Annotated in this window: 15 protein-coding genes and 1 tRNA gene; 8 read left to right on the forward strand and 8 right to left on the reverse strand. The window is 70.5% G+C overall.

Going from position 1 to position 18,650, the window contains the following annotated elements:
* Positions 1 to 177: 177 nt before the first annotated feature.
* Genes ACZ6Z4_RS27075 through ACZ6Z4_RS27085 form a run of 3 tightly spaced genes read right to left on the reverse strand, consistent with a single transcriptional unit; the run spans position 178 to position 2,833 of the window.
* Complete coding sequence (locus ACZ6Z4_RS27075) at positions 178 to 1,080, reverse strand: ornithine cyclodeaminase family protein (protein ID WP_465569826.1); 903 nt, start codon at positions 1,078 to 1,080, stop codon at positions 178 to 180.
* Entirely contained in the window at positions 1,077 to 2,198 is a 1,122-nt protein-coding gene (locus ACZ6Z4_RS27080; RefSeq protein WP_465569829.1) for an aminotransferase class I/II-fold pyridoxal phosphate-dependent enzyme, read from the reverse strand. The genes ACZ6Z4_RS27075 and ACZ6Z4_RS27080 overlap by 4 nt, the downstream gene beginning before the upstream one ends.
* Positions 2,198 to 2,833, reverse strand: coding sequence for a helix-turn-helix transcriptional regulator (locus ACZ6Z4_RS27085; protein ID WP_465569831.1), 636 nt, complete (start codon positions 2,831 to 2,833; stop codon positions 2,198 to 2,200). Before ACZ6Z4_RS27085 ends, ACZ6Z4_RS27080 begins: the two co-directional genes overlap by 1 nt.
* A 65-nt stretch (positions 2,834 to 2,898) precedes the next feature.
* Here ACZ6Z4_RS27085 and ACZ6Z4_RS27090 point away from each other — a divergent pair, with 65 nt between their 5' ends.
* Positions 2,899 to 3,810, forward strand: coding sequence for a hypothetical protein (locus tag ACZ6Z4_RS27090; RefSeq protein ID WP_465569833.1), 912 nt, complete (start codon positions 2,899 to 2,901; stop codon positions 3,808 to 3,810).
* A 133-nt stretch (positions 3,811 to 3,943) separates the two neighbouring features.
* Here ACZ6Z4_RS27090 and ACZ6Z4_RS27095 read toward each other — a convergent pair whose 3' ends face one another.
* Positions 3,944 to 4,723, reverse strand: a complete 780-nt coding sequence (locus tag ACZ6Z4_RS27095) for a PrsW family intramembrane metalloprotease (RefSeq protein WP_465569837.1) — start codon at positions 4,721 to 4,723, stop codon at positions 3,944 to 3,946.
* A gap of 198 nt (positions 4,724 to 4,921) precedes the next feature.
* Between ACZ6Z4_RS27095 and ACZ6Z4_RS27100 the strand changes: the two genes are divergently transcribed.
* Positions 4,922 to 8,611, forward strand: a complete 3,690-nt coding sequence (locus ACZ6Z4_RS27100; protein ID WP_465569839.1) for a S8 family serine peptidase — start codon at positions 4,922 to 4,924, stop codon at positions 8,609 to 8,611.
* A gap of 37 nt (positions 8,612 to 8,648) precedes the next feature.
* Here the strand turns inward: ACZ6Z4_RS27100 and ACZ6Z4_RS27105 are convergent, their stop codons facing one another.
* On the reverse strand, positions 8,649 to 9,626 hold the full coding sequence (locus ACZ6Z4_RS27105; RefSeq protein WP_465569842.1) for a helix-turn-helix domain-containing protein: 978 nt from the start codon (positions 9,624 to 9,626) through the stop codon (positions 8,649 to 8,651).
* Between the two features lie 208 nt (positions 9,627 to 9,834).
* Here ACZ6Z4_RS27105 and ACZ6Z4_RS27110 point away from each other — a divergent pair, with 208 nt between their 5' ends.
* On the forward strand, positions 9,835 to 10,023 hold the full coding sequence (locus ACZ6Z4_RS27110) for a hypothetical protein (RefSeq protein ID WP_465569844.1): 189 nt from the start codon (positions 9,835 to 9,837) through the stop codon (positions 10,021 to 10,023).
* Here the strand turns inward: ACZ6Z4_RS27110 and ACZ6Z4_RS27115 are convergent.
* From ACZ6Z4_RS27115 to ACZ6Z4_RS27125, 3 genes are all read right to left on the reverse strand, one after another.
* Positions 9,991 to 11,850: a hypothetical protein gene (locus ACZ6Z4_RS27115; protein WP_465569846.1), complete on the reverse strand. Its 1,860-nt coding sequence runs from the start codon at positions 11,848 to 11,850 to the stop codon at positions 9,991 to 9,993. The genes ACZ6Z4_RS27110 and ACZ6Z4_RS27115 overlap by 33 nt on opposite strands.
* Positions 11,835 to 12,587, reverse strand: coding sequence for an ABC transporter ATP-binding protein (locus ACZ6Z4_RS27120; protein ID WP_363676798.1), 753 nt, complete (start codon positions 12,585 to 12,587; stop codon positions 11,835 to 11,837). Before ACZ6Z4_RS27120 ends, ACZ6Z4_RS27115 begins: the two co-directional genes overlap by 16 nt.
* Positions 12,588 to 12,702: 115 nt before the next feature.
* Positions 12,703 to 12,786 (reverse strand) — tRNA-Leu (locus tag ACZ6Z4_RS27125).
* Between the two features lie 246 nt (positions 12,787 to 13,032).
* Between ACZ6Z4_RS27125 and ACZ6Z4_RS27130 the strand changes: the two genes are divergently transcribed.
* From ACZ6Z4_RS27130 to ACZ6Z4_RS27150, 5 genes are read left to right on the forward strand one after another with little or no spacing between them, the layout of a single operon-like run.
* The gene (locus ACZ6Z4_RS27130) at positions 13,033 to 13,857 is read left to right on the forward strand and encodes a DUF3662 and FHA domain-containing protein (RefSeq protein WP_363676799.1); all 825 of its coding nucleotides are present in this window, start codon (positions 13,033 to 13,035) and stop codon (positions 13,855 to 13,857) included.
* 10 nt (positions 13,858 to 13,867) lie between these two features.
* Positions 13,868 to 14,350, forward strand: a complete 483-nt coding sequence (locus tag ACZ6Z4_RS27135; RefSeq protein ID WP_363676800.1) for an FHA domain-containing protein FhaB/FipA — start codon at positions 13,868 to 13,870, stop codon at positions 14,348 to 14,350.
* A gap of 10 nt (positions 14,351 to 14,360) precedes the next feature.
* On the forward strand, positions 14,361 to 15,737 hold the full coding sequence (locus ACZ6Z4_RS27140) for a PP2C family protein-serine/threonine phosphatase (protein ID WP_465569849.1): 1,377 nt from the start codon (positions 14,361 to 14,363) through the stop codon (positions 15,735 to 15,737).
* Entirely contained in the window at positions 15,734 to 17,140 is a 1,407-nt protein-coding gene (locus ACZ6Z4_RS27145; protein WP_465569851.1) for an FtsW/RodA/SpoVE family cell cycle protein, read from the forward strand. The genes ACZ6Z4_RS27140 and ACZ6Z4_RS27145 overlap by 4 nt, the downstream gene beginning before the upstream one ends.
* A complete protein-coding gene (locus ACZ6Z4_RS27150; RefSeq protein WP_465569853.1) occupies positions 17,137 to 18,588 on the forward strand; it encodes a peptidoglycan D,D-transpeptidase FtsI family protein in 1,452 nt (483 codons plus the stop codon). Before ACZ6Z4_RS27145 ends, ACZ6Z4_RS27150 begins: the two co-directional genes overlap by 4 nt.
* Positions 18,589 to 18,650: the final 62 nt, after the last annotated feature.

The following is an 18,650-nucleotide window of genomic DNA, read 5'->3' on the forward strand; positions in this document are numbered from 1 at the left end:
AATAGTTCAGTAGGTTCCGTTACTAAGTCGTGAGAGCGTGTACTGCGCTGGTTTCGGGCCGATGTGCGCAATTGACAGCGTTATCTGCAGTCTGCGTTGCACGGTGCGCAACAGACCAGTTCGGCCGCTGGTCAGGGATTTACCGGACCAGTTGAATTTTCGGGCAACCGCTTGCTGTTACCTGCCGAACGCAGTGAGTACGGCGGAGGCCGTCGCGGCGTCCTGGACGCCGAGGCCGGTCAGGTCGGCGATCGACCTGTTCTTTGTGCGCGTGAACCCGTCCCGGAGCACTTCGCCGACCGACAGGTCGAGCTCTGGAGCGATCACTCCGGCTCGTACGGCGTTGCCGTAGTCGCCGTGGTCGAGGCACTGGCCGCGATCGTCGGTGACGACGGTCGCGTCTACGAAGACCTCGGCCGGCAGTTCGCCCTTGCCCGGCATGTCGGTGCCGACGCCGGTGATGTGCTCGGCGTCGAGGAAGAGTTCTCGGGGAAGCGGTGAGGTAGCGGGAGTAGTGCTGATCACGCAGCGAGCCCCCATGCCGATGTCAGTTGCTGCACTGACTGCAAGTCCCTTCGCACTCAGTTTGGCAACCAACCGGTCGATTGCTTGCGGGCGCCAGCCCCAGATCCGGAACGTCACCTGCGGCCGGAGCCGGCTGAGCCAGATCGCCTGCAGCCGCGCCTGGTCGCCGGTCCCGAGGATCAGCACCTCCTCGACATCCGCCGGCGCCATCGCGTCCGTGATCAGCGCCCCCGCCGCAGCCGTCCGCCACGCCGTCAGCCGCCCTTCGTCCGCGAGTACGGCGGCCGGCTCGCCCGTGGTCGCGTCGACCACCAGCATCAGCCCGTTGTTCACCGACGCGAACGTGCTCGCGATCTTCACCGTGAAATGCGCCGACCCGTCGACGTACCCGGCCTTCACGTGACAGTCACCCGACGCCCCCGGGAAGTCGAGCACCATCGGGTGCGGCACCTGCGTCCGCCCCTCGGCGTGCGCGATCAGCGCCTCCCGGACCGCACCGAACACCAGCTCCGGCGTCACCACCGACCGGATCTCGTCGATCCCGACCAGCCTCACCGCTTCTCCAACCAGTTGCTCCAGGCATCGATCGCCGGTTCGGGGTCGAGCCGCCCGAGCCCGACCCGGAACCGGTCGGTGGGCGTCGCGGTCAGCTCCGACGAGTAGATGCTCGCCGGCAGCAGCAGGACTCCCGCCTGCTCGACGAGATCGGCACACATCGCTTCGACACCATCCGGACCGGCGTACCGGGGGAAGCAGACGCACCCGCCCTGCGGCGCCTCGAACTCGAACAGCTCCGGATGCTGGCCGAAGAACTCCGCGAAGACCGGGAGATTGCGCGCGACGATGCCGCGATTGCGCTCCAGCAGCCGATCGCGAGCCCGCAGGCCGATCAGCGCGAGGACCTCGCTCGGCGCGGAGTTGCAGATCGAGGTGTAGTGCTTCGCGCGCTCCAGCTTGTCGAGAACGCTTCGGTCGCGGCAGGCGATCCAGCCGATCCGCAGCCCCGGTAGACCGTACGCCTTCGACATCACGTTCAGCGACAGCGCGGTGGCCGACAGATCGGTTGCCTGAGGCAATGACTCCCGATCGAGCTCCAATCCGCGGTAGACCTCATCGCTGAACAGCCTGATCCCCCGCGAGTCGCACAGCTCGACCAGCCTCTTCCAACTCTCCAGATCCGGTACGGCGCCCGTCGGGTTGTTCGGAAAGTTGACCGACACCATCCGCGTGTTCGGCTTCAGGGCTTTCTCGATCGCGTCGATATCCAGCGCCCACCCGTCCTCGGCCCGCAGCGCGACGCCTGACACCTCGCAGGTATCCAGCGGAACCGTCTCCGCCGCCTGGTAGTTCGGCGTCAACACCACAACGTGATCCCCAGGCTCCAGCAGCACCCGCATCGCGAGGTAGATCCCCTCCTCGGCCCCCGCGAAGCACATCACGTCATCCGCCGACACCCCGTCGTACGTGCTCGCAATCTCTTCCCGCAACGCCGGCAGCCCCCGCGTCTCGGTGTACCCGAGCTGCAACTCCTCCCAGCGCTTCCGCCCGTCGTCATCAGCCATCGCGAGCAACTCACCCATCGGCAACGACTGCGCGTCAGACGCGGTCAGATGAAACCGGGCGCTGAACTCCCACCGCGAGAAGTACGTCTCCAACCGAAAATCCGGAAGCATCACTCAGCCACGTCTTTCCGGGCCTCACCCAACAGTTGGTACAGCGCCGACCGACTCACCTTCAACGCCCGAGCCACCGCCGGCACCGACCGCCGCTGACTCAAAACCCCCGCCGTCTCCAGCCGCCCCAGCACCTCGACCCGCTCATCCCGCCCCCACCGCTCGACGGTCACCCCCCGCTCCCGAACGAACTCCCCGACGACGTCGTTCAACGTCTCCATCCAGTCCCGCTCGAACAACACCCGAGGCTGCCCACTCACCGGCGCCGCGAACGCCGCGAGAATCCGCCCGGCCTCCTCGAACGCCGTCCGATCCACGTTGATGCAAAGCACCAACCCGGCCGTCCCATCGGCGCCCCGCAACACCGCACTGACACTCGACAGCCGCCGCCCGTCCGCCAGCGACTTCGGATAGGGCCCGTAGACGTCCCGCCCACTCTCGACGATCTCGTCCAGTTCCCCGAGCAACGAGGGAGCCCCGACCTGCCGCTCCGACAACGCATTCCAGATCGCCACGACGCGATCGGTCGCGGGGTCGTGCAGCACCACCTCGGCATGCGGCGACAGCAGCCGAGCAATCGCCTCCCCGATGGGAGCGAGCCGATCGACCTCGGCCTTGATCTCAGGACTGGACATGCCTTGGACAATACGTCCATGGCAAACAAGATGTCCAGATCCTTCCGGTCTGAGACCATCGCCGCGTGCCGCTGCCGTACGTCCACAAGGTGACGAAGTACGACCCGACCGACTGGAACTCCGAGGGCCGGTACGTCGGGCCAGAGGACGAATCCAGCGACCGCGGGCCGCGGGAGGCGGCGTACCTGGCGGCGGTCGAGGCCTTCGCCCAGGAGAGCGGAGTCACCGAGCTCAGCATCCGGGAGCCGGCCGCCTTCGGCCCGGCGAAGCTCGGGCTGATCGCCGGAGGCAGACTGGCAGGTCTGTCCCTCGCCGAGTACCACGACGGTGCCGTCGTACCGCTCGCGGTCGCCGTCGAGCTGGTGCGAGAGATGCTGCGAGACAACGGGGCCTGGTGCCGCCTCGAGGCCGAGGGCCTGTTCGCGGTCCACATCGGCTGGGATCAGTACATGTACATCGGCAGTCACCTCCCGTGCGACGCGGCCGTCGCGACCGCCGGACAGCTCGGCCTGTTCCCGGTCCGCCTCGACCGTTCCCCCTGGGACGTCGACGACGAACCAGGTCCACCCGCCGACGCCGTGTTCTGGACCCAGGTCGCCGAGCTCGTCGCGTTGCACGGAACAGTCCTGCTCTGCGAGTCCCCGTTCGCGCACCACTCCCGCTGGCACCGGCTGACCACGGGCTTCGAGGTCGCCGACCTCCACCTCGTACCCCGCGCCCGGTTGACCGTCTGGCCCGACCTCTCAACCGACCTCGAAACCGTTCACGCGACCACCGACGACTCGGTCGAGTACGTGTGGGAGAACCAGGCCGGAGTTATCCAGAGCGTCCTGATGCACGACCGGCCCCCAAGGGACTACCCACCCGACGCAGTCGCGGCCGCAGCCATCCCCCTCACGGAACCCGACTACAACCCGCTGCTGAGCGGCGTCCTGGTCGACCCCGACGGCGTACTCCGAGCCCGCTGGCCAGCCTGACCTCACGCCCCGCCCTCGCGGCAGGCGTCAGCCCGCCGCACGAAGCGGGCGAAGCACGCGCACCGAACCCAGGGCGGGTGGGAGCAGGCACCGCGGTGAGCGCCAGCGAACGGAGGAGTCCGTGTGGGGAAACCTAGGCCGGGGTGTCTTGTTTGCGGGCGTGGCGGAGGCCGAGGAGGAGCAGGCCGATGGAGATCGCGCCGACGACGGCGTAGGTGATGCGGCCGCCGAGGCCGTCCCAGGTGGTGTGGAGGGCTACGGCGAGGGCGTACATGCCGGCGAAGCCCGCGAGGTGTTTGCCGGTGGGGTTGACGACGAAGCGCCACAGGCCCCAGCAGGTCAGACCCGTCCAGGCGGCGTGGCCGGCGGGGGAGAGGAGGCCTCGGATGAAGAGGGTTTGTTCGGCGGCGCCGACGTTGCCGCCGGACTGGAGGAGGGCGACGAAGGCGTAGCCCATGGTTTCGAGGACGGCGAAGCCGGTGCCGACGGCGACGCCGATGATGATGCCGCTGCCGATGGAGTGCCGGTAGCGGGTGCCGAAGAAGATCACCAGGATCACCGGGACGACGAGTTTGGCGGCTTCCTCGATCAGGCCGACGCCGACCATCGGGAGGGTGCCGAGGCGCCGCATCGCGTCGTACTCGAGCAGGCCGGCGACGGCGACGCCGACGACTCCGCCGAAGAGCAGGCAGCCGCCGAGGGTGGGGCCGTCGATCAGCCAGCGCCCGGAGCGCCCGGCGGCGAAGGTGACGAAGGTGAGCGGGACCACGAGCGCGCCGAGCAGGATCAGGGTCGGGAAGAGGTTCGGGTTGTTGGTGTCGGTGAGCACCGCGAGCACGGCCAGGTACAGCGCCGCTCCGATCACGAACGTCCCGACCCACGCCCACCGCCGCGCGACCATCTGTGCCGTCATGCGCTGATCCTGCACCTCACCCGGCGTCGCGCACAGCACATGCGCCGGACATGTCTTGTGAACGCTGCGTTACAACGTTGGTGGCGTCCATGCGCCATGTCACACGGAGGGCAGGGATGGACAGGGCACAAAGGCGGCGCGGGACCGCAGACTCCTCAGCACGAGGTGCCTGCCCCTAGCCTCCGAAGGAGTCCGCTCATGTCCTCAAGCAAGCGCCGTGCCGCCATCCTCGCGGCCGCACTCGCCCTGGCCGCCACGTCGAGCCTGACCGCTACCGCGGCACCACCAGGCCCGCCCGGCGCCCAACCGGCCACCACCCAGGCCGGGAAGTCCCAGAAGGTCACGCTGATCACCGGTGACGTCGTCGAGGTGACCGACGCCGGTGCCGGCAAGAAGGCGGCGACGGTGCAGCCGGCACCGGGCCGCGAGCAGGTCGCGTTCCACACCGTCGAGGTCGACGGCGGGCTGCGGGTGCTGCCGAGCGACGTCGTCCCGTACGTGTCGACCGGCATGGTCGACGCCGACCTGTTCGACGTCGACGAGCTGATCGCCGACGGGTTCGGCGACGCGTCCACGCAGTCCCTCCCCCTGATCGTCCGGTACGACGGCGCAACCGCGCGCGTCCAGTCCCTCCCCGGTACGTCGAACGCCCGCGCCCTCCCGTCGATCGGCGGCGCGGCGGTCACCGCGAGCAAGGCCGAGCTCCCCGCCCTCTGGAACTCCCTGAAGCCCGCGACGAAGACCGCGCGCACCCTCGACGAGGGCGTCGCCAAGATCTGGCTCGACGGCAAGGTGAAGCCGGTCCTCGACAAGAGCGTTCCCCAGATCGGCGCCCCCGCCGCCTGGCAGGCCGGGTTCGAGGGCAGCGGCGTCGAGGTCGCTGTGCTCGACACCGGGGTCGACGCGAACCACCCGGACCTGTCCGGCAAGGTGCAGAAGGCGGAGGACTTCTCCGGGAGCCCGACCGGCACCGAGGACCACTTCGGCCACGGCACGCACGTCGCGGCGACGATCGCCGGGACCGGCGCGGGTGCGGGCGGGACCCGGAAGGGTGTCGCGCCGAAGGCGGACCTGCTGGTCGGCAAGGTGCTCGGCGACGACGGTTCGGGGTACGAGTCCTGGATCATCGCCGGGATGGAGTGGGCGGCCGCCGAGGGCGCCAAGGTGGTCAACATGAGCCTGGGTGGTGGCCCGACCGACGGCACCGACCCGCTCAGCCAGGCGGTCAACGACATCACCGCGGCCTCCGGCACCCTGTTCGTCGTGGCCGCCGGCAACGACGGCGCGGACGAGTCGGTCGGCTCGCCGGGTGCGGCCGCGGCCGCGCTGACGGTCGGTGCGGTGGACCGTAACGACGCGCTGGCGGACTTCTCCAGCCGTGGTCCCCGCGTCGGCGACTCCGGCCTGAAGCCCGAGATCACCGCGCCGGGCGTCGACATCGTCGCGGCCCGCGCGGCCGGTACGGCGATGGGCCAGCCGCTCGACAACCTGTACACCGCAGCCTCCGGTACGTCGATGGCCACGCCGCACGTCGCCGGCGCCGCGGCGCTGCTCGCGCAGCAGCACCCGGATTGGAAGGCCGGCCGCCTCAAGGACGCGCTGACCAGCACCGCGAAGACCACCCCCGACCTGAGCGTCTACGCCCAGGGCACCGGCCGGGTCGACGTCGCCCGCGCGGTCACCCAGAAGGTCGACGCGACCGGCGTCGCCGACTTCGGGCTGACCCTCGTCGGCGGCAGCGCCGCCACGCGGACCATCACCTACCGCAACGACACCGCCGCGGCGATCACGCTGAACCTCGCCACGGACATCGACAACCTGGACAGCCACCAGCCGGAGACCGACGCGTTCGGCGTACCGGCGACGGTGACCGTCCCGGCCGGCGGCAGCACCGACGTACAGCTCGCACTGGACCCGGCGAAGCTGGACCGCGGCCTGTTCAGCGGCTGGATCGTCGCCACCGGCGCGAACGGCGTCAGCGTCCGGACCGCGGTCGGCGCGCTCAAGTCGGGCCCGAAGCACAAGGTCACCTTCCGCGGGATCGGTCTCGACGGTCAGCCGACCGCCGTCCCGGTGGTCGCCCTGTACGGCGACAACGCCCGCTCGGACGTGCTGGGCTGGCTGGACGACGGCGAGGTCGCCACCGCCGAGGTCGAGGAGGGCACCTACCTGGTGCACGGCCTGGTCGAGTCCCGGGACGCGCAGGTCGAGAAGGCCACGCTGATCACCGACCCGAACGTGGTGGTCACCGGCGACCGTGAGCTCGTCATCGACGCCCGCAAGGCCGCGCCGATCACCATCCACACCCCGAAGCCGTCCGAGCAACAGGCGGTGCTCAGCTACTACGTGCACCGCGAGTACCCGAACGGCCGCAAGATCACCCACGGCGTGATGCACTTCAGCACGGTCAGCCAGGTGCTGGTGACGCCGACGAAGCCGGTCCAGGGCGGCAGCTACGAGTTCGCCTCGCGCTGGCAGCTGGTCGCGCCGCTGGTGCAGGCGTCGGTGCCGGGGATCTCCGGTCCGATGGACATCAACCTGCTGCACCAGTCGCCGTCGTACGAGGGGAAGAAGCGGTTCAGCCTCGTTGTCCCCGGCCCTGATCTGAAGGGCGTCAAGGGCGCGGTCGCCGTCATCCCGTCGAGCGAGGACGGCTGGGGCAACGGCAGTGAGCAGGACCAGATCGCGGCGGCGGCGAAGGCCGGTGCGGCCGGCATCATCCTCTACCGTCCGGCGGACTGGTCGGCGTGGACGGTCTGGCGCCCGGTCGGCGACCGCGAGCCGATCCCGGCGATGGTCACCACCGCCGCCGACGGCGCGAAGCTGGTCCAGCGGGCCAAGGCCGGTCGCGCGACGATCGACCTGACGCTGACCACCTCGAGCCCGTACCTGTACGACGTGTTCCAGGTGTCGAAGGGCAACGTCCCGGCCAAGATCGACTACCACGTGACCGCGGCGAACAGCGCCCGCGTCAACACGTCGTACGCCGACAACGGCGGCTTCGGCTGGGCCAAGGAGCAGCGGTTCGGCTGGCGCCCGTGGCAGGACTACTCGTGGAACGACTCGCAGCGCTTCGTCGAGACGCCGAAGGTCCGCGAGGAGTGGGTGAGCTCCGGTGACACGCTCTGGCAGCACCGGGTGCACCACCTCTACACGTGGGACACGATGAACCCGCTGCAGGGCGGTATGACCTCGGTGCCGCGCTCGTACAAGACCGGTACGTCGAGCGAGAGCTGGTTCGAGCCGGTGGTCCGTCCGGCCGCCGCGCCGGGCCTGGTGTCGACCCGGACCGCTGACCGGTTCTCGCTGCGGGTGCCGTCGTTCGTGGACGCTGCCGGGCACTACACGCTCGGTGAGACGACCTCCTCCTCCGCAGTGCTGAAGCGGAACGGTGCTGTCGTCGCCGAACTGCCGGACGCGTGGCAGGACGTCACCACGACCAGTGGCGACGCGGCGTACCGGCTGGAGCTCAGCACCGAGCGGCAGGACCCGGAGGGCGAGTGGAACTGGGCGACGAAGACCCAGACCGCGTGGGACTTCCGGTCGAAGAAGGCCGGTGAGGACAAGGCGACGGCGCTGCCGCTGCTGCAGGTCGGGTACGACGTACCGACCGACCTCACCGGGCGGGTGCCGGGCCGGACGCACGTCGTCGGCTTCACCGTGCAGCAGCAGGCCGGGGCTCCGGCAGCGCGGTCGACCTCGCTGCAGGCGGAGGTGTCGTTCGACGAGGGCAAGAGCTGGCGACGGGTCATCGCCGTCGGTGCCTTCGGCCACTACGTCGCCGTCGTCCCGGCGGGCAAGGGCACGGTCTCGCTGCGGGTCTCCGCGGCGGACAGCGCCGGCAACAAGGTCACCCAGACGGTGATCCGGGCCTACGGCCTCAAGTAGGACACGGTGCGGTCCGGGCGACGAGGCCCGGGCCGCACTACAACCACTTCCGCTTGGCCGCCTGGTACGCGAGCCCGGTGCGGGTGTCGACGCCGGCCAGGTCCATCATCCGGTCGAGCCGCCGCTGCACCGTACGACGGCTGATGCCCAGCTGCGACGCGATCGACTTGTCCGGTACGCCGGCCACCATCAGCGACAGCAGGAACCGCTCGGAGCCGTCCAGCCCCTCGCCGCCCTCCTCCGCCTCGTCTGGCTGCAGCTTGACCGGCGTCGCCGCCTCCCAGTGGCTTTCGAACAGCGCCAGCAGCGCATCCAGCAGCTGCCCCCGGCCGATGATCGCCGCGGTCGGCTCCCCGATCGCCGCCTCGTCGTCGCGGACCAGCGGGCAGATCGCGGTGGCCCGGTCCACGATGGCCAGGCGGACCGGCAGCGTCGGCAGCGTCCGGGCCTCCTCGCCCCAGCCGACGCCCTCCGCGATGGTGTCCAGCTCGCCGGGTGTCTCCAGCAGCGCCCGCTCGTAGATGGCCCGGTAGCGGACGCCGCGGCTCAGTGCGCCGTACTCCTCGGTGTTCTCGGCGCCCTGCATCGCCAGCGGGTTGGCCCGGCAGAACCAGAGGATCTCCTCCCGCGCCGACTCCTGCAGGTCACGCAGGCGGTCGCGCAGCGCGTCCGCGCCGACGATCACCTCGACCAGGTGGTGGGCATCCCGGCGGCTCGCGCTGGCGCGGAACTCCTCGCTGAGCGACGCCACGGTCTGCCGAGCCGACTCCAGCGACTCCTGGCGGCGCAGCAGCGTCGTACCGAGCGCTACGTCGGGCGGCAGCGGCCGGAACACCGGGTCGTCGCCCGGCAGCACAGCGACCAGTCCTTTCGCCTGCAGCCGCTGCAGCAGCTCGTCCGCCTCCTGCTGCGGCAGCTCGGCGACCTCCGCCAGCTCGGCAGCCCGCGCCACCGACAGCCCGACCAGCAACCGGTACGCCTGCTCCTCCCGGGCGTCCAGCAACGCACCGTCCATGCCGCCCCACCTCCAGTGCTCGAAGCTCCACCTAAGCAGGCGGTACGGCGCAGTGGCGAGCAGCCCCCGCTCCACATCCGGCACTGCTGCGCCATCCGAAGGCCCTGGCACTCGTGGCACGAGAGTGCCATCACGTTCCGCGCAGCGCGCCGTCACTACCGGTGTACCGCCAGTCGCTCCCCGCCCGAGCCCGTGAAGAGAGATCGCCATGACTGTCACCGACTTCGCCGGAATCCTCGGCCTGGTTGCCGCCGCCGTCCTCGCCGCCTGGATGCTCCTGGGCGCCAACACCACCCCGCACCGCGGCGACCCCCGCCACTCGGCCCCGAACGCCGAACCCCGCCCGGCCCGGCACCGGGCGACCTCAGGAGGCCGGCTGCACCGCCTCTTCCGGTGACTCCACGGCTGGGACGGTGAGCTTGCTGGCGCGGTAGTAGGTCGCTGCGCCGTAGCTGTACATGCCGAGGCCGAGGAGGGCCATGGCGATGATCACCGGCCACTGCCACGGGCCCGGGGCGTACAGGGCGAGGAACCACACCCGGGCGGGGTTGTCGGTGAGCTTGAAGATCGCGGGGACGACCGCCTGCGGGAAGAGCGGGATCGCGCCGAAGCCGAGGCAGAAGAAGGTCAGGTAGCGCTGCCACTTCGGCAGCAACTCCATCTTCGCGGACAGCGTCGACGAGCTCGCCTGGTCGCTGGTCGTGCGGCCGTGCCGGAGCAGGGTGAGGAGCTCCGGCCCGCGCGCGTCCAGCCGGGCAACCGCGAGCTCGCCGAACCACCACCACGCCAGTACGCCGGTCGCCAGGCCCACAGGCAATCCCCACCAGCCGGCAAGCAGCGCGACCACCAGAGCGGGCGCGGCGGCCAGCGAGATCAGCACGAGCATCACGTAGACGAGGCCCATCGCCTCGCCCTCGTTGCCGCCGGTGTTCAGCGGGTTGCCGGAGCGCTTGTGGGCGTCGGTGGTCGGCACGGTGGCGTACACCGAGGCCAGCACGATCAGCCCGGCCGCGCCGCCGAGCAGCGCCGGCAGCAGGCTGACCACGATCGGCCAGGCGTCGGTGCCGGACCACCAGGTGAACAGCACGGTGATCACCACCGCCGGCGGGCCGAAGACGAGCAGGAACGCGCGCTGGCGGGCGCGGATGTCCGGCCGGGCCGAGCCGGGCACCATCAGCGTCGACCAGTACGCCGTACCGTCGGCGCCGTACAGGTTGGCGAACATCGCGCCGCCCATCACCACGGTCGCGGCGCCGGCGTACGGGAGCATGCCCTTCCAGGCGACGGCGAGCGGCATCAGGCAGAAGAAGAGCCCGTAGCCGAACGCGAAGACGACCTGGTGGCCGTAGAGCAGGTCGCGGCTCCAGGTGCGGATCTCCTTCGCGTTGGCCGCGCTGCGGGCGTCGGAACCGGTCAGCGGCCGCCGCGGGCGGACTCCGGCGCGGGTGGCGGTCGTCCGGCGTACGAGCAGGGCGGACCAGGCGACGAACATCGCTCCGGCCAGCGCCACCAGGCCGGCGAGGGCCAGCAACACCTTCAGCCAGTCGCCACGACCGGCGGCCTCGACGGCGACCAGACCCCAGCCAGACGGCGCGATCCGGGCTCCCTGAGCCATCGCGCCCTGCACGTCCGTGGTGATGTACGCCGCGATCAGCGCCCAGCCCTGGGCAGTGAAGGCGAGGATGAACGCGTTGACCAGGGCAGCGAGCACGGCACCCGACCTGACCTGCAGCAGTACGCCGTACACGGCGACAGCGAGCCGGGAGGCCAGCACGAAGCAGAGCAGCTGCAGGAGCAGCGCAGGCACCGACACCAGTACGGCGACCAGCGTCAGCTGCGCGCCGACCACCACCAGGCTGAGCAGCGCCAGCAGGCTCACCACCGGAGCCGCTCCGGCCATCGCGGCCGCCAGGAGCCCACCGGACAACGCCCTGGGCGGCAGCGGCAGCATCGTGAAGTACTCAGGCTTCAAGGTCTCGTCGCCGCCACCCGCGAACAGCGGACCGATCACCCAGCCCAGCATCCAGACCGCGATCGCCACTGCCACCACGTCGTGGTCTCCGCGAGACGCGAGCCACACCGTCCCGCCCGCCAGCACCACACCGACGAAGACGCCGCTGGCGAACCAGCCCGCCTTGCTCTGGTCGCGCAACGAGTGCCGCAGCGCGGCCAGCCGCATCCGGACCAGCGTGCCGCCGGTCGCGACGGTCAGGCCGAGAGCCACGACAACCCCTCCGCGCCGCGCGTCGACGCGCCGACCAGGGCGACGAACGCGTCCTCCAGCGACCCGCCCGCGCGCACCTCCGAAACGGTGCCGGAGGCAACGACCTTCCCGGCGGCGACCACCGCCACCCGGTCGCAGAGCTGCTCGACCAGCGCCATCACGTGGCTCGACATCACCACCGACCCACCACCGGCGATGAACCTGTTCAGGATCGTCCGGATGGTCGCGGCCGAGACCGGATCGACCGCCTCGAACGGCTCGTCGAGCACCAGCAGCCGCGGCGCGTGCAGCAGCGCGACCGCCAGCCCGAGCTTCTTCCGCATGCCGGTGGAGTAGCCGATCACCTGCTTGTCGTCCTCCTGGTCGAGCTCGAGGACCTCCAGCAGCTCCTGCGTCCGGGCTTCCACCTCGGCCCGCTCCAGCCCGCGCAGCAGCCCGAGGTACGTCAGCACCTCACGCCCGGTCAGCCGCTCCGGCATCCCGAGCCCGTCCGGCAGTACGCCGACCAGCGCCTTCGCCCGGACCGGATCAGCCCAGACGTCGACGCCGAAGATCCGCGCCGTCCCGCTGTCCGGCCGCAGCAGCCCGACCGCCATCGACAACGAGGTGGTCTTGCCGGCGCCGTTCGGCCCGAGCATCCCGAAGAACGACCCGCTCGGCACGGTCAGCGCCAGTTCGTCGACGGCTCGCTGGTCCCCGAAGGTCTTGGTGAGCCCAGTCAGCTCGAGTGCGTCCATGGCAGAAGGTATCCCCGGCGCCGGCTCCTGTGACACAGGTCTCGCGGCCCGGAACGGTAAATCTGGGCAAACAAAAAGTCCCGGTCGGGTGAGACCGGGACTTCGGTACTGCTTGTGCGCGAGGGGGGAGTTGAACCCCCACGCCCTTTCGGGCACACGGACCTGAACCGTGCGCGTCTGCCTATTCCGCCACCCGCGCGCTGGCTGTTTCCGGCCTCTCGAAGCGCCATCCCCAACCGAGGGAAAACACTAGCATGCAATCTGACGGACTCTTGCATTGCGGGTTGGGTCGAACCTCCCGATACGATCGATCGTCGTACCAGGTGTGCTCCCCGGCCGTCCGGGGAACACCGCGTACGGCGAGCCTGCCGAGGGCGCCGAACGGCAAGCCCGATGGTTGGTGCCGAAGCAGGGACCAGTCGAGGACCGACTTGGAGGAGGACGCGTGCGACCGCTGCAGCGCTTCGAACGACGCCTGGAGGGCATCGTGAGCGGTGTCTTCGCGCGCGCTTTCAAGGGGGACGTGGAGCCGATCGAGCTGGCCGCCGCGCTCAAGCGTGAGATCGACAACACCGCCCGGATCCTGTCCCGGGACCGCCGGCTGGTGCCGAACCACTTCACCGTCGAGCTCGGCCCGGAGGACTTCGAGCGGCTGAACGCCTACGGCCGCACCCTGAACCACGAGCTCGCCAACGAGCTCCGCGACCACGCGGACATCCAGCGCTACACCTTCTCCGGACCGATCGAGATCGAGTTGACCCAGCAGGACGACCTGCCGACCGGCAAGTTCCGCGTCGTCAGCCAGACGGTCGGGACGCAGCAGCGCTCCCGGCCCCAGCCGCCCCCGCCCCCGCAGGAGTACGACGATCCGTACGCCGGACAGACCGTGATGCAGAGCGCACCCCCGCCGCCCCCGGAGCCGGCGCCGATCCGGCGCGGGCACCCGCAGGTGATGCTGGAGGTGAACGGCCGCCGCCGCCCGGTGAACCCGCCCGGCGTCGTGCTCGGCCGCGGCACCGACGCCGACATCCAGATCAACGACCCCGGGGTGTCGCGCCGGCACGCCGAGATCCGGCTGATGCCGGAAGGCCCGGGCGGGGTCCGGGTGGTGCTGGTCGACCTGGGCTCCACCAACGGCACGCTGGTCAACGGCCGCCGCGCGGCCGAGGCCGAGCTGGTCGACGGATCGACGGTGCGGATCGGGAACACGACGATGACGCTGCGCCTGGCGGACGAGCCGATCGCCCAGCCGCCGAGCAGCGGGTGGTGACCGGACTTCCATGTCGGAACTGACGCTGACCCTGATCAAACTGGGGTTCCTGGCCCTGCTCTGGATGTTCGTCCTGGCGGTGCTGTCCGTGATCCGCTCGGACCTGTTCGGCGCCAAGGTGGACAGCCGCGCGCTGGCCCCGGCCGCGCCGGCGCCCGGCCGGACCCCGAAACCGGCCAAGCCGAACAAGAAGAAGAAGGGCCTGCCCGGTTCGGTGACGATCGCCGACGGGCCGCAGGCCGGGGTCGGTGCGACCCTGCACGAGGACCAGGTGGTGATCGGCCGCGGCTCGGACTGCCAGATCCGCCTGGACGACGACTACTCCTCGACCCGGCACTCGCGGCTGTTCCTGTCCGAGGGCCAGTGGTGGGTCGAGGACCTCGGCTCCACCAACGGCACCTACCTGGACGGCCAGCGCGTGACCCGGCCGGTCCCCGCCGAGATCGGCGGTTCGATCCGGATCGGCCGGACGACGTTGAACATCGCGAAGTAGGCCCGATTCCATGACCTTGTCGCTCGACTACGCCGCACTGTCCGACGTCGGACGGGTCCGCCGCAACAACGAGGACTCCGCGTACGCCGGCCCGAACCTGCTGCTGCTCGCGGACGGGATGGGCGGCGCCGCGGCCGGTGAGGTGGCCAGCGCGGCCGCCGTCCAGGTGATCCGCCGGCTGGACACCACGACGATCACCGGCGAGGACATGATCGAGGCGCTGGCCGGTGCCGTGCACCGCGCCAACGAGCGGCTCTCGGAGCTGGTCGAGGAGGACCCGGAGCGCGAGGGCATGGGTTCCACCGTGACCGCGCTGATGTTCGACGGCCAGCAGCTCGGCCTGGCCCACCTCGGTGACTCGCGCGCCTACCGGATGCGCGACGGCCGGCTGCAGCAGCTCAGCCACGACCACACGTTCGTCCAGTCGCTGGTCGACGAGGGCCGGATCTCCCAGGAGGAGGCCTTCACCCACCCGCACCGGAACCTGATCCTGCGGGTGCTGGACGGCCGTCCCGACTCCGACCCGGACCTGCAGATCCTCGACGTCCAGGCCGGTGACCGGTTGCTGCTGTGCAGCGACGGCCTGCCGGACTACGTGAGCGACGACGTGATCGCGGCCTCGATGGCCGACGGTACGCCGGACTCCGTGGTCGTCGAGCTGATCACGCACGCGCTCGAGGCGGGCTCGAACGACAACGTCACCTGCGTCGTCGCCGACGTGGTGGAGACCGACCCGGCCAGCGGCGACCGCGCGCAGTTGGTCGGCGCCGCGGCCGAGCTGGCCCAGGGCGGGTCCGGCGAGCAGACCATGGTCGTCCGCACCACGGCGGCCGGCGAGGGCGGCGGCGGAGGAGGCGGAGCCGGCGGTCACGTCGACCCCGAGGAGCTCCGGTACGCGCCGCGCCCGCCGAAGCGCTTCCTCTGGCTGCGCCGCCTCGGCGTCGCGGTGGTGGTGCTCGCGATCATCCTCGGCGGCGGCTGGTTCGCCTACAGCTGGACCCAGAAGCAGTACTACGTCGGCACCGACGGCGACTACGTCGCGATCTTCAAGGGTGTCGACGAGCAGATCCCCGGGCTCACGCTGACCCGCGTCTACGAGCAGAAGACGCTGCAGGTCGACAAGCTGCCGACGTACAACCGCGAGCAGGTCGAGGGCAACATCCAGGCCGACGACCTGACCGCCGCGCAGAAGATCGTCGAGGAGCTGCAGCGCGCGGCCGACGAGTGCGCCGCGCAGCAGAAGCCCCCGGTCAAGCCGAGCACCCCGCCGGCCACCGGCCGCCCGGTCACCACTCCGCCGAAGCCTCCGGTCAGCACGCCCGCGTCGACCCCGACCACGCCCGGCAACGGGACGGCCGACCCCGGCGACTGCGACGGGGTCCGATGAGTATCGCGTCCACCTCCGTCATCCAGATCATCCCGCGGACCCGCCGCGGGGTGGAGCTGATGCTGCTGATCATCGCGATCGCGGTCTCGGTCGCGGCATACGTGAACATCGGCCTGACCGTGCAGAACAAGGTCCCGGCCAGCACCGGGTACTACGCCGCCGGGATCGGCCTGCTCGCCCTGATCGCGCACCTGGCGCTGCGCTACCGCGCGCCGTACGCCGACCCGGTGATCCTGCCCTGCGCCGTGCTGCTGAACGGGCTCGGCGTCGCGATGATCCACCGCGTCGACCTCGGCCTGCAGGCCGCCGCCGAAGCCGCCGGCACCAAGCCGCGCGGACCGGCCGCGCCGCAGCAGATCACCTGGACCGCGGTCGGCATCATCCTGTTCCTGGTCGTGATCCTGCTGGTCCGCGACCACCGGCGCCTGCAGGCGTTCACCTACACCGCCGGTCTGGCCGGTCTGGTGCTGCTGGTGCTGCCGCTGATCCCCGGCCTGGGCGCCGACATCAACGGCGCGAAGATCTGGATCCGGCTGGCCGGGATGTCGTTCCAGCCCGGTGAGTTCGCGAAACTCTGCCTGGTCGTCTTCTTCGCCGGCTACCTGGTGGTCAAACGCGACGTGCTGACCCTGGCCGGGCACCGGTTCCTCGGGCTCGACCTGCCCCGGGCCCGCGACCTCGGCCCGATCCTGATCGCCTGGGGCGTCAGCCTCGGCGTCCTGATCTTCGAGAAGGACCTCGGCTCCTCGCTGCTGTTCTTCGGCCTGTTCCTGTTCCTGCTGTACGTCGCGACCGAGCGGGCCGGCTGGCTGATCATCGGTGGCCTGCTGTTCGCCGGCGGCGCGTTCTTCGCCGCGCAGACCTTCAACCACGTGGAGAAGCGGGTCGCGGACTGGCTCGACCCGTTCCACGAGGTCGGCGGCCAGGTCTCGACCGCACTGATGGGCCAGGCCTGGGGCGGGCTGCTCGGCCGCGGCCTCGGCCAGGGCCGGCCGGAGATCCAGCCGCTGCGCTTCTACGGCCAGAGCGACTTCATCATCTCCTCGTTCGGCGAGGAGCTCGGCCTGACCGGGCTGATCGCGATCATCCTGGTCTACACGCTGATCATCGAGCGCGGCCTGCGGACCGCGCTCGGCTGCCGGGACATCTTCGGCAAGCTGCTCGCCACCGGTCTGGCGATGTCGTTCGCGCTGCAGGTTTTCGTGATCGTCGGCGGTGTCACCGGGCTGATCCCGCTGACCGGTCTGGCCACCCCGTTCATGGCGCTCGGCGGGACCGCGCTGATCGCCAACTGGGCGATCATCGCGCTGCTGCTGCGGATCAGCGACCAGGCCCGCCGGCCGCAGACCCCCGCGGCGCCGGTGTCCGACGAGACGATCGCGATGGCGGTGCAGAAGCAGTGAACTCAGCAATCCGGCGGCTCGCCGTGGCCGCGATCGTCCTGATGCTCGCGCTGATGGCGAACTCGACGTACCTGCAGGCGTTCCGGGCCGGCGAGATCAACGGGCGCAACGACAACCGGCGGGTCCGGGACGCGCAGTTCTCGATCGACCGCGGCCCGATCCTGATCGGCAACACCCCGATCGCGGAGTCCAAGCCGTCCAACGACCGCTTCGACTTCCAGCGCAGGTACGCCGTCGGCCCGGAGTACGCGCCGGTCACCGGCTACTACTCGTTCCTGTACGGCCGGCTCGGCATCGAGCTGACCCAGAACTCCCAGCTGAACGGCTCCGACCCGTCGCTGGCCTTCCGCCGGGTGGTCGACGTGATCACCAACCGCAAGCAGCAGGGCGCGGCGGTGGCGCTGACGCTGAACGCGAAGGCGCAGATGGCGGCGTACGCCGGGCTGGCCGGGAAGAAGGGCGCCGCGGTCGCGATCGAGCCGAAGACCGGCAAGATCCTGGCGCTGGTCTCACGGCCGTCGTACGACCCGAACGAGCTGGCCGCGCACGACCTGGACAAGGTCGGGGCGTCGTGGAAGAAGTTCACCGAGGACGAGGACAAGCCGATGTCGAACCGGGCGGCCCGCGAGCTGTACCCGCCGGGGTCGACGTTCAAGCTGGTGACCGCCGCGGCGGCGCTGTCCAGCGGCAAGTACAACCCGGACACCAAGGTCCGGTCGCCCGCCCAGCTCCCGCTGCCGCAGACGACCACCCCGCTGATCAACGAGAACCGGAGCAACTGCGGCGGCAGCGACAACGCGACGCTCACCGTCGCGCTGCGGCTGTCGTGCAACACGGCGTTCGGCTCGGTCGGTCTGGACCTGGGTGCCGACGCACTCCGCGAGCAGGCGGAGAAGTTCGGCTTCGGCGAACGGCAGCTGCCCGAGCTGGGCGCGGTCGCCAGCCAGTTCCCGGCCGACCCGAACCCGCCGCAGACCGCGCAGTCCGCGATCGGCCAGTTCGACGTCCAGGCCACCCCGCTGCAGATGGCGATGGTCGCGGCCGGGATCGCCAACCAGGGCGACGTGATGAAGCCGTACCTGGTGCAGAGCGTCCGGACCGCGGACCTGAAGACCGTCTCGGAGACCAAGCCGGAGTCGCTGCACCAGGCGGTCACGCCGGAGGTCGCGGGCCAGCTGACCCAGATGATGATCGACGTCGTCCAGAACGGCACCGGCAAGCCGGGCCGGATCAGCGGCGTCCAGGTGGCCGGCAAGACCGGTACGGCGCAGACCGCCAAGGACCGCCCGCCGTTCGCCTGGTTCACCGCCTTCGCCCCGGCCAACGACCCCCAGGTCGCGGTCGCGGTGATGATCGAGGACGCGAACGTCCCCCGCGACGACATCGCCGGCGGCAAGCTCGCCGCCCCGATCGCCAAGGACGTGATGGAGGCGGTGCTCGGCCGATGACGACGATGCGGAATGATTCCGTGACGGTGAGTCGAACCAGCGGGGGCTCGCTCGTGGCGTTG

It is taken from the genome of Kribbella sp. NPDC104740 (assembly GCF_055583505.1).

What these genes read in the sequence shown, in the direction of transcription:
- ACZ6Z4_RS27080 (WP_465569829.1), bottom strand. Translation starts at nt 2,198, where the DNA reads ATGCTTCCGGATTTTCGGTTGGAGACGTACTTCTCGCGGTGGGAGTTC.
- ACZ6Z4_RS27085 (WP_465569831.1), bottom strand. Translation starts at nt 2,833, where the DNA reads ATGTCCAGTCCTGAGATCAAGGCCGAGGTCGATCGGCTCGCTCCCATC.
- ACZ6Z4_RS27095 (WP_465569837.1), bottom strand. Translation starts at nt 4,723, where the DNA reads ATGACGGCACAGATGGTCGCGCGGCGGTGGGCGTGGGTCGGGACGTTC.
- ACZ6Z4_RS27100 (WP_465569839.1), top strand. Translation starts at nt 4,922, where the DNA reads ATGTCCTCAAGCAAGCGCCGTGCCGCCATCCTCGCGGCCGCACTCGCC.
- ACZ6Z4_RS27105 (WP_465569842.1), bottom strand. Translation starts at nt 9,626, where the DNA reads ATGGACGGTGCGTTGCTGGACGCCCGGGAGGAGCAGGCGTACCGGTTG.
- ACZ6Z4_RS27110 (WP_465569844.1), top strand. Translation starts at nt 9,835, where the DNA reads ATGACTGTCACCGACTTCGCCGGAATCCTCGGCCTGGTTGCCGCCGCC.
- ACZ6Z4_RS27120 (WP_363676798.1), bottom strand. Translation starts at nt 12,587, where the DNA reads ATGGACGCACTCGAGCTGACTGGGCTCACCAAGACCTTCGGGGACCAG.
- ACZ6Z4_RS27135 (WP_363676800.1), top strand. Translation starts at nt 13,868, where the DNA reads ATGTCGGAACTGACGCTGACCCTGATCAAACTGGGGTTCCTGGCCCTG.
- ACZ6Z4_RS27140 (WP_465569849.1), top strand. Translation starts at nt 14,361, where the DNA reads ATGACCTTGTCGCTCGACTACGCCGCACTGTCCGACGTCGGACGGGTC.
- ACZ6Z4_RS27145 (WP_465569851.1), top strand. Translation starts at nt 15,734, where the DNA reads ATGAGTATCGCGTCCACCTCCGTCATCCAGATCATCCCGCGGACCCGC.